The following is a 15,180-nucleotide window of genomic DNA, read 5'->3' as shown; positions in this document are numbered from 1 at the left end:
TTTTTTGTGGCTGAGGAGACGGCTCGCGCTTAGGCGGCGTCTTCGCTCGCTTGCGGCACCGGCAGACGGAAGCTGCGGGTAACGAAGGCCAGGTAGATCAGACCGATGGCCGCCCAAACCAGGCCCAGCGTCATCGAGCTGGCTTCCAGGTTGATCCACAGCGCGCCGACGGTCAGTGCGCCCATCACCGGCAGGATCAGGTAGTTGAACGTGTCCTTCACGGTGCGGTTCATCTTGTCGCGAATATAGAACTGCGAGATCACCGACAGGTTGACGAAGGTGAAGGCCACCAGCGCACCGAAGTTGATCAGCGCGGTCGCGGTCACCAGGTCAAACGACACCGCGGACAGCGCGATGGCGCCAACCAGCAGCACGTTCAGCGCCGGGGTACGCCACTTCGGATGCACATAGCCGAAGAAGCGAGTCGGGAACACGCCGTCGCGGCCCATCACGTACATCAGACGCGAAACGCCCGCGTGCGCCGCCATGCCTGACGCCAATACCGTCACGCAGGAGAACACCAGGATCACCGACTGGAAGAACTTGCCCGCCACGTACAGCATGATTTCAGGCTGCGACGCGTCAGGATCCTTGAAGCGCGAGATGTCCGGGAAGTACAGCTGCACGAAGTAAGACACCACGATAAAGATGATGCCGCCGATTAGCGCCGTCAGGAAAATGGCTTTCGGGATCACTTTCTCTGCGTCTTTGGTTTCTTCGGACAGCGAGCTGATGCCGTCGAAGCCCAGGAACGAGAAGCACAGGATGGTCGCGCCGGTAATCATCGGCACCACGTGAGCGTTATCGGACCAGAACGGGCGGCTGCTGACCAGCGTACCGGCGCCTTCGCCGTGGTAAACGCCGTTGATCACCAGACCCAGGAACACGATCATGATCGCCACCTGCACCACCACGATGATGGAGTTCAGGTTGGCCACCAGCTTGATGCCGCGCAGGTTGAAAATCGTCATCAACCCGACCAGCACCGCCACGAAGATCCAGGACGGGACGCCCGGGAAGATCGCTTCCAGGTAAATCTTGGCCAGCAAAATGTTGATCATCGGCATGAACAGGTAGTCCAGCAGCGATGACCAACCCACCATAAAGCCGACGTGCGGGCTGATGGCTTTCTGGGCGTAAGTGTAGGCGGAACCGGCGGAAGGGAACTTCTTCACCAGCTTGCCGTAGCTCAGGGCGGTAAACAGGATCGCCAGCAGAGCGAAGGCGTACGCGGTCGCGACGTGACCATCGGTCAGGCCGGATACGATGCCGAAGGTATCGAAGATGGTCATTGGCTGCAGATAAGCCAGACCCATCATCACTACCGGAACTAATGTCAGGGTTTTACGCAGCTGAGTGCGCTGAGCCGGAGCGGCGTTAAGGGTGTTATCGGACATTGTTCAGCCCCCCCTTACCTTGAGCCTTGCGGATGGCGGACACGCCAAGACTTAAGGTTGCGGGGAAACTTCGCAACGAGCGACTTAATTCTAAAAGAAGGGGATTGTAAGCTGGATAACGGGTCGAGGTAACCTCGGCTGCTCCATAGTCGCTGCGGCCACAGCGGAAACCGGCGGGCACCGGCGCTAAAGTGAAAAATTGCCCCATCTTTCTAATCCTCATGAGTCACGACCATAAAGTTTTGTTTGATCGTGCACGAAACTATTTATCTATCCGGATCGGTGTCCGGCCTCGCTTGGTGTATGAAACGCTACGTTGGTAAAACTTAATGCAAAAAAAATAACCGACGCTTTCAAAACGTCGGCTATCTGCATTTGAGATATTTTGCACCAGAATGCCTCCGGATGACAAGATCCGGAAGCCCTCAAATACAAATTCTTTTTGTCGATCGAACGGAAAACCAGCCCGGCAGGCGAATTAATCCGCTACCGGCAGGCCGGTCGCCCGCACATACTTCTTACTTTATACGCCCATTCAGGCATTTTTCAACATCCAGTCGATCTCGGTTTCCGTCACCCGCCGTTCAAACTGCAGCAATTCGTCCGTCTTGCAGGCGTGATAAACCTGGGTGAAACGCTCGCCCAGATAGTGGGTCAACGCATGCTGATGTTCAAACTCGTACAGCGCATCGCTCTGGCGGATCGGCAGCGGCAGCCCCTCCTGCTCCAGCCCGTTGCCGGTCACCGGCTCAGGCAACGGCAGCGCGTTGTCCAACCCGTACAACATGCCGGCCAGGATCGCCGCCATCACCAGATAGGGGTTGGCGTCGGCGCCGGCCACGCGGTACTCCACCCGATGATTCTCCGGTTCGCCGCAGGGAATGCGCAGCGCCACGGTGCGATTGTTGTGGCCCCAGGCGGCCTGGATCGGCACATACATCCCCGGTTGGAAACGCCGATAGGCATTGACGTTCGGCGCCAGCAGCGCCATCGACGCCGGCATCAGGGTGATCATCCCGGCCAGCGCCTGTTTCAGCAACGGTGAATCCTCGCCTTCGCCGTCGGCAAACAGGTTGTTGCCCGCCCCGTCCTGCATGCTGACATGCACATGCATGCCGCTGCCGGCGTAATCCTCATAGGGTTTGGCCATAAAGGTGGCGTGCATACCGTGGTTCTCGGCCACCAGCCGCACCAACCGTTTCAGCGCCAGCGCGTGGTCGCAGGCCAGCAAGATGTCGTCGGAATGGCGCAGGTTGACCTCGAACTGCCCCGGCGACGCCTCCGCCACCGCGCCGTCCGCCGGCAGCCCCTGCAGCTTCGCCAACGCGTCGATATCGTTCAGCACCTCGGCGAAATGGTTCAGGTTATCGACGGAGTACACCTGGCTTTGGGTATTGCGCTCCTGAGTGCCGGGCGCACACGGCGGCTGCAAATCGCCTTCTGCGTCGCGCTGCCTGTCGATGAGATAGAACTCCAGCTCTACCGCTGCCACCGGGAACAAGCCGCGCTGTCGCAGCGCCTGCCACACGCGGTTCAGCACATTACGGGGTTCAACGTCAAAGGGAGTGCCATCTTCATCCAGCATGGTCAGCAACACCTGGCCGATATGCTCCGGATCGGCGGCCGACGGCGTCAGCGAACCGGGCACCGGCAGGCAAATGCGATCCGGCTCGCCGAGCTCCTGCCCAAGACCGGTCTCCTCCACCACGTTACCGAGGATGTCCATGGCGAACACCGACGCGGGGAAGTAGCTGCCTTTTTCCAGTTTTTTCAACCCTGAGACGGGTATACGTTTGCCGCGGAAGGAACCATTGAGATCGGTAAGAAGGATATCGACATACTGCGTGGCGGGATGGCGTTCCAAATAATGAGCAACCTCATTTTGGAACGCGCTACTTCGCCTCTCTTCATGATGCTGTGCAAAATGTTCAACTGCTGCGCTATTGGTTTGCATACGTCACCCGCCATTATGCTCTTAAGGCGCGTTAGCGCCCGTCCGCCGTTCGATTCAACACATGATTGGATTTCTCGCCAAGTCGCGCCGCTGCCGGGCGCTCAAAATAACATCCACAATATGAAACATAGTATTAACAGAATGGGTTTGCAAATGTTACAATCCTGTTTGATTATTCACCACCGGCTGCTAAATTGATAAAATATTGACCGAAAAGGCCTTGCTGCCATTTTTACGTCAACTATTTCGTCCAACGCACCGAGAGTGAACATGGGCAATATATTTTCCAAACCTGCCCTAACTATCGATATCATGCAGCATCGTTATCGCCCAGACAGGCGCCCGATAACGATATTCATGTCTGCCTGTCGCCCCTACCAGAAGGAAGTACCGCTATGAGCGAAGCCAGCTTGGCACCGGGCAAACGCCTGTCACAGATCCGTCAGCAATTGGGTTTGTCGCAGCGCCGGGTCGCCGAACTGTCCGGGTTAACCCACAGTGCGATCAGCACCATCGAACAGGACAAGGTCAGCCCGGCCATCAGCACGCTGCAAAAGCTGCTGAAGGTGTATGGCCTGTCGCTGTCGGAATTCTTTGCCGAACCGGAGGCCGTCGACGAGCCGCGCGTGGTGATCGACGCCGAGGATCTGATTGAGATCGGCAGCCAGGGGGTGTCGATGAAGCTGGTGCACAACGGCAGCCCGACGCGCAACCTGGCGATGATGCTGGAAACCTACCAGCCCGGCACCACCACCGGCGAAAAGATCAAGCATCAGGGCGAAGAGATCGGCACCCTGCTGGAGGGCGAGATCGTGCTGACCATCAACGGCCAGAGCTATTGCCTGAGCGCCGGTCAGAGTTACGCCATCAACACCGGCATTCCGCACAGCTTCAGCAATACCTCGGCTCGCGTTTGCCGCATCGTCAGCGCACACACCCCTACCACCTTCTGACCGCTTCTCGCACCGGCGCAGCCTGACGCGGGTTGCGCCCCTGCCCACCCACGATTTTTTCATCGCCGTTATGCCATTTTGTTGGTTGCCAACGGCGCAATCTATGTTACAACAGAGCAAAACAGCCATCTAAACATCTAAACGGCCTTAACACCCTATGTCAACCGCAACGCCTTCACGCCTCGAGATGCGCAATATCTCGATCGCCTTCGCCGGCTTCAACGCGCTACAGGACGTGGACTTCACGCTGCAGGGCGGATCAATCCATGCGCTGGTCGGCGCCAACGGCGCGGGCAAGTCGACGCTGATGGCGATCCTCTCCGGCGCCCACGATCATTATCGCGGCGAGATCCTGATCGACGGCCAGCCGGTGGCGATCCACTCCCCGTTGCAGGCGCGCCGTCACGGTATTCACGTGGTGCAGCAAGAGGTCGACGTCGCGCTGATCCCCACGCTGTCGGTAGCGGAAAACATCATGCTGGACTGGCTGAACGAGCCGGGCCACTGGCTGAACTGGGCGGAGCTGCACCGCCGCGCCGCGCAGCTGCTGCAGCAATGGGCGCTGCCGCTCAACCCGCGCAGACGCCTGGCGGACTGCACGCTGGCGGAAAAACAGCAGGTGCTGCTGGCGCGCGCGCTGTCGCACCGCTGCCGTTTTCTGGTGCTCGATGAACCGACCGCGCCGCTCGATCGCGCCGAGAGCGAGCGCCTGTTTAACGTGGTGCGCCGCCTGCAATCCGAAGGCATCGGCATCGTGTTTATTTCCCACCGCATCCATGAACTGAGCGACATTTGCGATCGGCTGACGGTGCTGCGCGACGGCCGGCGCGTCAGCGAAGACGCCATGCGCGGGCTGAGCGGCGAACAGATCGTCGAGAAGATGCTCGGCCATCGGCTGGACGACATTTTCCCGCCGCCGCGCCCGCCACACCCTGAGCGAACGCTGCTGCAGGTGCAGGGCTTGCACGATCGCCATAAGCTGCGCGACGTTTCGCTGCGGTTGCATGAAGGCGAGATCCTCGGCATCGCCGGGCTGGCCGGGGCGGGCAAAACCGAACTGTGCAAGGCATTGTTCGGCGCCAGCGCCGTGCAGCTCGAGCGCGGCGAACTGCGCGGGCAGCCCTGGGTGCCACGCGCGCCGCACCTGTCGGTCGAACAAGGATTGGCGCTGGTGCCGGAAGAACGCCGCAAAGAAGGCATTTTCATCGACGAGGCGATCCCGATGAACCTGAGCGTCAGCGCCGACGACAGCTTCTCGCGCTGGAGCCTGTTCAGCCGGCGGCAAGAGCTGCGCTGGGCGCGCGAGATCATGCAGCGTCTGAATATTCGCGCCTCCGGCCCGCAACAGCGGCTGGCGCGCCTGTCAGGCGGCAATCAACAAAAAGTGGCGATCGGCAAGTGGCTGCGTGGCGACGCCGAGGTGCTGATCTTCGATGAGCCGACCAAGGGCGTGGACATCAAGGCCAAACAGGAGCTGTTCAGCCTGATCGACGGCCTGGCCCGCGCCGGCAAAGGCGTGATTTACGCCTCCGGCGAGTTCGCCGAGCTGATTGGCCTGTGCGATCGCATCTGCGTGCTGTGGGACGGCCGCATCGTGGCGGAATTGAACGCCGCCGACATCGACGAAGAAACCTTATTGCTCTATTCCACCGGAGGAACCCCTGCGTGAGTAAAGAATTTGCCTTGCGGCCTGCGCTGCCCTGGCGCCAACAGCTGTTTGATTTCCTCTACAAGTGGGGCATGCTGCTGACCGTCGCGGCGCTGATCGCCCTGTTTGGCCTGGCGTCGGACAACTTTCTCGATGCCAACAACATCATCAATATCCTGCGTTCGATCGCCATCGTGACGGTGATCGCCATCGGCGTCTCCATCTCGCTGTCGGTCGGCGGTTTCGATCTGTCGGTCGGCTCGACCGCCTCGCTGGCCAACGCGCTGGTGATTTCGCTGTTCGTCTGGCACGGTTTCGGCACCGCCGGCGCCATCGTGGTGACGCTGTTGCTGTGCACGCTGGTCGGCCTGTTCAACGCCCTGCTGATCGTGGTGCTCAAAATCCCCGATATGCTGGCGACACTGGCCAGCCTGTTCGTGATCCAGGGCGTGGCGATGACTTACAGCTACGGCGGCTCCATCACCCAAAACATGGTGCTGCCGAACGGCGACATGGCGGAAGGCCCGATCCCGGAAATGTTTGCCGCTCTCGGTCAGGTGCCGGTGATCGTGCTGATCATGCTGGCGGTCACCGTGGCGGTGCAGCTGTTCCTGTCGTTGACCAAGCACGGCCGCCGCATGTACGCCATCGGCGGCAACCCCGAGGCTGCGCGTCTGTCGGGCATCCGAACCGTGCGTTACAGGGTTGCAGCTTACGTCATTTCCTCTTGGCTGGCGGCGCTTGGCGGCATCTTGCTGGCGTCACGTATTGGCTCTTCGCAGGTCAATGCCGGCGGCGGCTATCTGATGGACGCGGTGGCGGCGGCCTATATCGGCTTCTCGCTGGCCGGCGCCGGCAAACCCAATGCGCTCGGCACCCTGATCGGCGCGGTGATCCTCGGCGTGCTGCAAAACGGCCTGGTGATGCTGTCGGTGCCCTACTACGCCATGGACATTATCAAAGGCCTGGTGCTGGCGCTGGCGCTGGCCATCACCTATATCCAGAAACGCTGATCCTCTCCGGCGCACGTCTGCTGCGCCGCTTTTCCCTTTAATTCATCCGGTTACTCTTTCCCGCCAGAATAACAAGCATACAAATGATATGAATTATCATTAGCGTTTACATTCAGTAAAAAATCCTTACAATGGCCTCACGCAACGCTGACGAAGCGACGGATTTCTCAGCGAACGATGAATTATTTCATTAGAAATTCAATTGGTTAATTACTTTCACTTCAATCCAGGAAAGGTTTACCTCATGGAAACGCCACGTTACAGCAAGCTCGCCGCTCTGGTGATCGCCTCACTCAGCGCCACCGCCGCACTGGCCGCGCCGCAGGACGACACCCAAGACACCATGGTCGTCACCGCCTCCGGCTTCCAGCAAAAAATTCAGGACTCCGCCGCCTCCATCTCGGTGATCCCGCGCCAGCAGATCGAAGATAAAGCCTATCGCGACGTGACCGATGCACTGAAAGACGTACCGGGCGTAGTGGTCACCGGCGGCGCCAGCAGCAGCGACATCAGCATTCGCGGCATGTCTTCCAAGTACACGCTGATCCTGGTGGACGGCAAGCGCGTCGACACCCGCGGCACCCGGCCGAACAGCGATAACGCCGGCATCGAACAGGGCTGGCTGCCGCCGATGGAAGCCATTGAGCGCATCGAAGTGGTGCGCGGGCCGATGTCTTCGCTGTACGGTTCCGACGCCATGGGCGGCGTGATCAACGTCATCACCCGCAAAACCTCGCGCACCGAGTGGAAAGGCTCGCTGCACGGCGACGCCACCCTTCAGGAAAACCGCGATTCCGGCGATCTGTTCCAGACCAACGCCTACGCCTCCGGCCCGCTGGTTGAAGGCCTGCTCGGCCTGCGGGTCAACGGCCTGCTGTCGCGCCGCGCGGAAGATAAAATCACCAACGGTTACAACGAGCAGCGCATGCGCAGCGGCACCGCGGTGTTCACCCTGACCCCGGACGAGAAAAACGAATTCGACTTTGAAATCGGCCGCTCGCTGCAGGATCGCAACAGCACGCCGGGCAAATCGGTGGTAGCGGAACGCTGCAGCAAAGGCAAATGCACGCCGACATCGCGCAGCGAAAGCCTGTATACGCGTACCAACTACGCGCTGACCCACAACGGCTATTACGACTTCGGCAACTCCACCAGCTACGTTCAGCGGGAAGAGACCAACAACCCGGGCCGCAAAATGAAGATGTACAACACCATCTTCAACACCCAGAACCAGTTCGAGCTGGGTTCACACATGCTGAACCTCGGCGGTCAGTATCGCTATGAAAAACTGAGCGACAGCGGCAACCAGCTTGAATCGGCACAAGGTCTCAGCAAGCTGACGCGCTGGAGCTGGGCGCTGTTCGCCGAAGATGAGTGGGCATTGACCAACGACTTCAGTCTGACGACCGGCATCCGCATGGATCAGGACGAAAACTTCGGCAGCCACTGGACGCCGCGCATGTACGGGGTCTGGCACCTGACCGAACAGTGGACGCTGAAAGGCGGCGTTTCCGCCGGCTACAAATCGCCGGATCTGCGCCAATCCTCCGCCAACTGGGGCCAGGTCACCGGCGGCGGCGTGCGTAAAGGCATCATCGTCGGCAACCCGGATCTGCAGCCGGAGAAGAGCCTGAGCGAAGAGATCGGCCTGATGTGGGATAGCCTGAAAGGCGTCAACGCCGGGGTGACCGTCTTCAACACCGACTTCAAGAACAAGATCACCGAAGTGCGCCGCTGCGAAGACACGCCGGACTGTAAGATCGGCAATGACGTCTACGACTTTATCAGCGATCGCGTCAACGTCGACAAAGCCAATATGCGCGGCGTAGAAGCCACCTTCGGCTGGCAGATCAACAAAGACTGGAAGTGGAACACCAACTACACCTACACCTCTTCCGAGCAGAAGAGCGGCGAGTTCCAGGGCAAGGCGCTCAACCAGATGCCGAAGCACATGGTTAACACCGTGCTGGATTGGCGCGCCACGCAGGACCTCAGCCTGTGGTCGCGCGTTAATTTCCGCAGCAAAACGTCTGAGTATCTGAGCCGTACCTCGATGGCCAAGAGCACGCCGTCCTACACCTTCGTCGATGCGGGCCTGAGCTACCAGGCGGCGAAAAACCTGCAGCTGACCGGCGGGGTCTACAACATCCTCGACAAGACCGTGGATTACGATCACTACAACACCACGCTGGACGGCCGCCGTTACACCGTCGGCATGACCTACAACTTCTGATGCCCCCGGGCGCGCGCTGCGCGCCCTTTTCATTCCATCACCGAGAGGAAGCTCCATGAGATTACGCCGCTCCCCCCTGATGATCGCCCTGCTGGCCGCGATGGCGCTGGCGGGTTGCCACAGCAAAACCGACGCGCCGGCGGCCTCGACCACCGTCAACGTCCAGCACCTGAACGGCAGCACCGAGGTGAAGAAACACCCGCAGCGCATCGTGGTGCTGGATTACGCCTCGCTGGAAACGCTGCAGCTGCTGGGCGTCGAACCGCTGGCGCTGCCCGGCAATCGCAAAAACTTGCCGGATAGCCTGAAACGCTATCAGGACGACAAATACCTCAATGCCGGCACCCTGTTCGAGCCGGATATGGCCGTGCTGCGCGCCGCCAAACCGGATCTGATCCTGATCGCCGGCCGGGCGTCCAAAGCCTATGACGAGCTGAACACGCTGGCGCCGACGCTGAATATGTCCGTCGATCAGCAGGATCAGTTGGGCAGCCTGAAACAGCGCACGCTGCAGCTGGGTGAGCTGTTCGATAAGCAGCAACAGGCGCAGGCGGCGGTCGATAAGCTGGATGCGCAGATCGCGGCGGTCAAACCACAGGCCGCCCAGGCCGGACGCGGGCTGGTGGTGCTGTTCTCCGGCGGCAAGATCAGCGCTTACGCCCCCAAGAGCCGTTTCAGCTTCGTCTATGACGCCCTCGGCTTCGCGCCCGCACTGCAGTCCGATGAAAAAGACGTGCGCGGCAATAAGCTGACGCCTGAGCAGGTGGCCAAACTGAACCCGGACTGGCTGTTCGTCATCGACAGAGACGCCGCGACCGGGCGGCCGAACGCGGTGGCGCCGCAGAAAATCCTTACCACCACCGCGCTGAAGAAAACCGCGGCGGTGAAGAAAGGCCAGGTGGTCTACCTGCCGGCGGCCGAGGTTTATCTGTCCGGCGGCATCGTCACCGCTCAGCACGTCGTCGAACGCGTGAGCGAGGCGCTAACCCACGCTGCGCGATAAAAAAAGCCCGGCGATGCCGGGCTTTTTCCTGGATTAAATCGTCGGCTGGTTTACCAGGCCGTCTATCAGCACCTGCGGCGTGCCCTGCGAACAGCGCTCGATGCGCCCGCGCACGCCGTAGACCCGCGCCAGGCTCTGCGGCGTAATCACCTGATCCGGCGCGCCGTCGGCGATCAGATCGCCATCCTGCAGCATCAGCACGTGGTCGCCGTGACGCAGCGCGATGTTGATGTCATGCACCACTACCACCGTCACGATATTGCGCTTGCGGGTTTCACGGCGCACCAAATCCATCACGTGGAACTGATAGTTGAGATCGAGCGCGCTCAGCGGCTCATCCAGCAGCAGCAGCGACGGCTGACGGATCAGCGACTGCGCCAACCCCACCAGCTGTTTCTGGCCGCCGGACAGCTGATCGAGGTAGCTCAGCGCCAGGTGGGCGATGCCCAGCTGTTCCAGCAAAGCCATCACTTCCGCTTCGCTGCCGGCGTTGCTGCGGCCGCCCGAGGCGCGCTGCGCCACGATGATCGACTCCAGCACGTGCAGATGCACCCCGGCGGGCAGCGACTGCGGCAGGTACACCACTTTCTCCGCCCGACGGGCGAACGGCATCTGCATCAGATCGCCGTCGTCCAGCCACAGCTTGCCCTGCGCCGGGTTCAGCCCGGCCAGCGAGCGCAGCAGCGTCGATTTGCCGCTGCCGTTCGGCCCCAGCAGCACGGTGATTTGCCCGCGCGGCAGCATCGGCACCGAGAGATTGTCGATCACCTGACGCTTCGGATAGCCCGCCGAGAAGTTTTCTATGCGCAAGCCCTGATTCATACGTTCCCCCGATGGCGCAGAATAATGCTCAGGAAGAACGGCACCCCGACCAGCGAGGTGACGATGCCCACCGGAATGATCACGCCGGGCACCAGATTTTTCGACGCCACCGAGGCCATCGACAACACCAGCGCGCCAATCAGCGCACTGGCCGGCAGGTAGAAACGGTGATCTTCGCCGAAGATCATGCGGGCGATGTGCGGCGCCACCAGGCCGATAAAGCCGATCGGCCCGACGAAGGCCACCGCCAGCGCCGAGAGAATGCTGATGCGCAGCAGCGTGGTCAGCCGCAGACGGCGCACGTCGATGCCGAAACTCACCGCCCGGTCTTCCCCCAGACGCAGCGCGGTCAGTTTCCACGAGCTCATCATCGACAGCGGCAGCAGCACGGCGAATACCCCGAACAGAATACCCAGCTTGTCCCACGAGGCGCGCGCCAGGCTGCCCATGGTCCAGAACACCAGCCCCTGCAGCGTGTCCTCGCTGGCGATGAATTGCATCATCGAGACCAGCGCGTTGAAGGTAAACACCAGCGCGATGCCGAACAGCACCACGCCGGAGGTGGCGACCCGCGTCCAGCGCGTGATGCCGTCGAGCATCAGCGCGGCGAACAGCGCAAAGATAAAGGCGTTGGCGGAGATGAACCACTGATCGGGAATACCCGGAATGCCGATGCCGAGCACGATCGCCAGCGCGGCGCCAAAGGCCGCGGCGGATGATACGCCGAGGGTGAAGGGGCTGGCCAGCGGGTTATTCAGGATGGTCTGCATTTCCGCCCCGGCCAGACCGAGCGCAAAGCCCACCACCACCGCCATCAGCGCATAGGGCAAGCGGATGTCCCAGACGATCACCCGCGTGCCGGCATCGGCCGCGGCGGGGTCAAGCAGCGTTTGCCACAAAGACGACAGCGACAGGCCGGATGGCCCCATGGTGAAATCCAGCAGCAGCGAACCCAGGATCGCCAGTGCCAACACGCCCATCATCAACAGGCGATGGCGAAGAATATGCTGATAACGCCCCATCACGCCGGCGTTGGGTTGCCCCTTGGCGTCAGTCATGGGATCGGTGGATACGCTCATTCGTTAAGATACCTGTTACAACCATCATGACAGCGGCGCGAAGGCGTCCGCCGTAAACCGGAAAGCGCGCGGCGACCGCCTGCGCGCAGCCGCCCACAATAAAGCAAACGATAATACTTATCAATCATATCAATAGGTGAAAACAGCGTTGTCGAAATGTAATAATTTGTTTTTTCTCGCCATTTTTCAAACCACCACGCTTTCCCCCGCCAACGGCCAGTAGGTTAATTATTCTGAAAATTATTCCTGATCCGACCAGACTCTGACAAATAGCGGCAAAACCACATAGAATCCAAAACCACAGCACCGCGCGTGCAAAAAACTTTCAGGCCGCCGCAAGAGCGGCCTTATTGACGAGGCTGTAATGAGAAGTCCATCTCCGGCGGTAACGCCCAAACGCCCGGCGCTGCTGAACTGGCTGTTGCACAGCCCGCTGCACGCCGATGACGAACCGTTTCAACGCCAGCTGCGTCTCACGCTGACGCCCTCTCCTCTCACCCCCTGGCTGAATGCCGTGGGGCCGGCCGCGCTGTTGGTGGGGTACGCCTGGCTGAACCAACCGCTGGTCGGTATCGGCCTGCTGCTGCTGTTGCTGCTGTTGACCGCCGGGCGTGCCAGGTTGGCGCAAAGGCGCCAACCCGCCTGGCCGAACGCCATGCTGGTGACGGTGTTGTTGTGGGCGCTGCTGGTTGGCGCCAGCGCCGCGCTGGCGATGCTGTCGGGCCGCTTCGTGCTGATCCTGTTCGCCGGCCTGACCATCACCGCCCTGGCCTGCTGGTTGATGCAGCGCCATGCCGCCGCGCCGCGCTTCGCGCTGCTTGAGGTGATCGCGCTGACGCTGCCCTACCTGCTGGCGGCGCCGCTGTCGCGCGTGCAAAATCTGTTTGTCATGGCGGATCTCGCGCCGCTGTGGCTGGTGCTGGCCCATGGCATGATCGCGCGCTACCACCGCCAGTTGGTGCAGCACGTCACGCTGGCCTGGGAGAAGCAGCAGGCATCGCACCGCGATCGCCTGACCGGCTTTCTCAACCGCGCAGGCGGCGAGGTGGTGATGCGCAGCATCTGCCGCCCCGCAACGGCGCAGCCGATCTCCCACCTGTTCATTCTTGAGTTCGGTCCGCTGGCGGCGCTCTACCAAAGCCACGGCGTCCAGATCGGCGACGACGTACTGCGCACCGTCGGCGAGCGTCTCAAGACGCTGATCCGCCCGAGCGACTACGTCTGCCGCTATACCGGCGGCCTGTTTTTGATTCTGGTGCACGATCTGCCCTACGGCGCGGAAAGCGAGTTCCTGGCGCGCATCGTGCCACCGCTGGAGGCGCCTTACGATTTTGGCGCATTCGGCGAGGTGAACATGCAGCTCAACGCCGGCATTGTGGCGCTGACGCAGCATTATGCGACGGTGGAAGATTTGATGAGTTCGGCGCAGCAGGCGCTGGCGGAAGCCAAAGGCGGGAAAAAGTAAAGCCAAACGCGGCGGGAACCCCCGCCGCGTATCACTCACCGAAAATTACTTCACGTCCATCTTCGGAAATTCCATTTCGCTGTACTTCACGACACGGGTGCCTTGCGACAGCTTGTAACCGAACCAGATCAGCAGGAACAGCGGAATGCCGATGTAGGTCGCGGTCACGCCGTACCAGTCAATCTTGTCTTGCAGGAAGGCCTGGTAGTTCTGCCCCAGGGTAATGATCAGACACAACACGAAGGCGAAGATCGGCCCCAGCGGGAAGAACCCGGAACGGTACGGCAAGTCGTTGAGATCGTGTCCCTGCAGCATGTAACCGCGACGGAAACGGTAGTGGCTGATGGCGATGCCCAACCAGGCGATGAAGCCGGTCATGCCCGAGGTATTCAGCAGCCACAGGTAAACCGACTGGTTGCCGAACATCGAGGTCAGGAAGCACAACCCGGCCACCACGCAGGTCGCGTACAGCGCGTTGCGCGGCACGCCGCCTTTCGACAGCTTGGCGAAGATGCGCGGCGCTTTGCCTTCCGATGCCAGGGTGTACAACATGCGGGTCGATGCGTACATGCCCGAGTTACCGGCGGACAACACCGCCGTCAGGATCACCGCGTTCATCACCGCCGCCGCCGACAGCAGGCCGGCATGCTGGAACACCAGGGTGAACGGGCTGACGCTGATGTCTTTCACGTCATTGCGCAGCAGGCTCGGATCGGTATACGGAATGATCAGGCTGATGATCAGGATGGCGAAGATATAGAACAGCAGGATACGCCAGAACACCTGACGCACCGCGCGCGGAATATTTTTACCCGGGTTTTCCGATTCGCCGGCCGCGATGCCGATAAGTTCAGTGCCCTGGAACGAGAAGCCGACGATCATGGCCACGCCGATCATCGCCGAGAAGCCGCCGGCGAACGGCGCATCTCCAATGGTCCAGTTCTGCCAGCCGGCATGCTCGCCGCCTTTCAGAATGCCGACAATCATCAGCACGCCGACGGCGATGAAAATAATCACGGTGCTGACCTTGATCAGCGCGAACCAGTATTCCGCCTCGCCGAACCCTTTCACCGAAATGTAGTTCAGCAGGAACATCAGGCCGAGGAACAGCGCGCTCCAGATCCAGCCGGGCGTGTCCGGGAACCAGTAGCTCATCACCAATTGCGAAGCCACCAGGTCAACGGCGATGGTCACCGCCCAGTTGTACCAGTAGTTCCAGCCCAGTGCGAAACCGAAGCCTTCTTCCACGTATTTGGCGCCGTAGGTGGAGAATGAACCGGAGACCGGCATAAAGGCCGCCAGTTCGCCCAGACTGGTCATCAGGAAGTACACCATCAAACCGATCAGAGCGTAAGACAGCAGCGCCCCGCCGGGACCTGCCTGAGAAACCGTGGCGCCCGAGGCGACGAACAGGCCGGTGCCGATGGAGCCGCCGATGGCGATCATGGTCAAATGCCGGGCTTTCAGCTCGCGGCGCAATCCGGGTGCTTGCTGCCCCGATGTTTTTATATCCTGCTGAGCCATTCGTTCCCTATCTATCTGCTCTTCGAAAAATGAGGGCGGATTGTAACAAATACCCGCCGGTGAACTAGCAACATTGCACCGATATAAGA

11 protein-coding genes are annotated in these 15,180 nt (G+C 60.7%); 6 read left to right on the top strand and 5 right to left on the bottom strand.

The window, feature by feature from the left end; translation table 11 throughout:
• Nucleotides 1-29: 29 nt before the first annotated feature.
• Both AC2CGI_RS02725 and AC2CGI_RS02720 read right to left on the bottom strand, forming a co-directional pair.
• Nucleotides 30-1,397, bottom strand: coding sequence for an APC family permease (locus tag AC2CGI_RS02725; RefSeq protein WP_004935642.1), 1,368 nt, complete (start codon nt 1,395-1,397; stop codon nt 30-32).
• Nucleotides 1,398-1,932: 535 nt separating this feature from the next.
• Entirely contained in the window at nt 1,933-3,351 is a 1,419-nt protein-coding gene (locus tag AC2CGI_RS02720) for a glutamine synthetase family protein (protein WP_031300715.1), read from the bottom strand.
• A gap of 395 nt (nt 3,352-3,746) precedes the next feature.
• Between AC2CGI_RS02720 and puuR the strand changes: the two genes are divergently transcribed.
• The 5 genes from puuR to AC2CGI_RS02695 all read left to right on the top strand — a co-directional run bounded on the left by puuR (nt 3,747) and on the right by AC2CGI_RS02695 (nt 10,201).
• On the top strand, nt 3,747-4,304 hold the full coding sequence (gene puuR, locus AC2CGI_RS02715) for an HTH-type transcriptional regulator PuuR (RefSeq protein WP_004935648.1): 558 nt from the start codon (nt 3,747-3,749) through the stop codon (nt 4,302-4,304).
• 157 nt (nt 4,305-4,461) lie between these two features.
• A complete protein-coding gene (locus AC2CGI_RS02710; RefSeq protein WP_004935652.1) occupies nt 4,462-5,973 on the top strand; it encodes a sugar ABC transporter ATP-binding protein in 1,512 nt (503 codons plus the stop codon).
• On the top strand, nt 5,970-6,965 hold the full coding sequence (locus AC2CGI_RS02705) for an ABC transporter permease (RefSeq protein ID WP_076740603.1): 996 nt from the start codon (nt 5,970-5,972) through the stop codon (nt 6,963-6,965). Before AC2CGI_RS02710 ends, AC2CGI_RS02705 begins: the two co-directional genes overlap by 4 nt.
• A 244-nt stretch (nt 6,966-7,209) precedes the next feature.
• A complete protein-coding gene (locus tag AC2CGI_RS02700; RefSeq protein WP_004935657.1) occupies nt 7,210-9,198 on the top strand; it encodes a ligand-gated channel protein in 1,989 nt (662 codons plus the stop codon).
• 55 nt (nt 9,199-9,253) lie between these two features.
• On the top strand, nt 9,254-10,201 hold the full coding sequence (locus AC2CGI_RS02695) for a siderophore ABC transporter substrate-binding protein (RefSeq protein ID WP_076740602.1): 948 nt from the start codon (nt 9,254-9,256) through the stop codon (nt 10,199-10,201).
• Between the two features lie 33 nt (nt 10,202-10,234).
• Here the strand turns inward: AC2CGI_RS02695 and AC2CGI_RS02690 are convergent, their stop codons facing one another.
• Together AC2CGI_RS02690 and AC2CGI_RS02685 are read right to left on the bottom strand one after the other, a co-directional pair.
• Nucleotides 10,235-11,023 (bottom strand): ABC transporter ATP-binding protein, encoded by a 789-nt coding sequence (locus tag AC2CGI_RS02690; RefSeq protein WP_015378515.1) that lies wholly within the window; start codon nt 11,021-11,023, stop codon nt 10,235-10,237.
• On the bottom strand, nt 11,020-12,102 hold the full coding sequence (locus AC2CGI_RS02685) for a FecCD family ABC transporter permease (protein WP_031300718.1): 1,083 nt from the start codon (nt 12,100-12,102) through the stop codon (nt 11,020-11,022). The genes AC2CGI_RS02690 and AC2CGI_RS02685 overlap by 4 nt, the downstream gene beginning before the upstream one ends.
• 364 nt (nt 12,103-12,466) lie before the next feature.
• On the opposite strand from AC2CGI_RS02685, the gene AC2CGI_RS02680 reads away from it, so the two are divergent.
• Complete coding sequence (locus AC2CGI_RS02680) at nt 12,467-13,567, top strand: GGDEF domain-containing protein (RefSeq protein WP_015378516.1); 1,101 nt, start codon at nt 12,467-12,469, stop codon at nt 13,565-13,567.
• A 45-nt stretch (nt 13,568-13,612) separates the two neighbouring features.
• Here the strand turns inward: AC2CGI_RS02680 and AC2CGI_RS02675 are convergent, their stop codons facing one another.
• Complete coding sequence (locus tag AC2CGI_RS02675; protein ID WP_015378517.1) at nt 13,613-15,091, bottom strand: amino acid permease; 1,479 nt, start codon at nt 15,089-15,091, stop codon at nt 13,613-13,615.
• Between the last annotated feature and the right edge of the window lie 89 nt (nt 15,092-15,180).

This window comes from Serratia sp. LSHTC3, assembly GCF_057197125.1.
The sequence above is the reverse complement of the archived record's forward strand: the minus strand, read 5'-3'. Positions and strand labels throughout refer to the sequence as shown.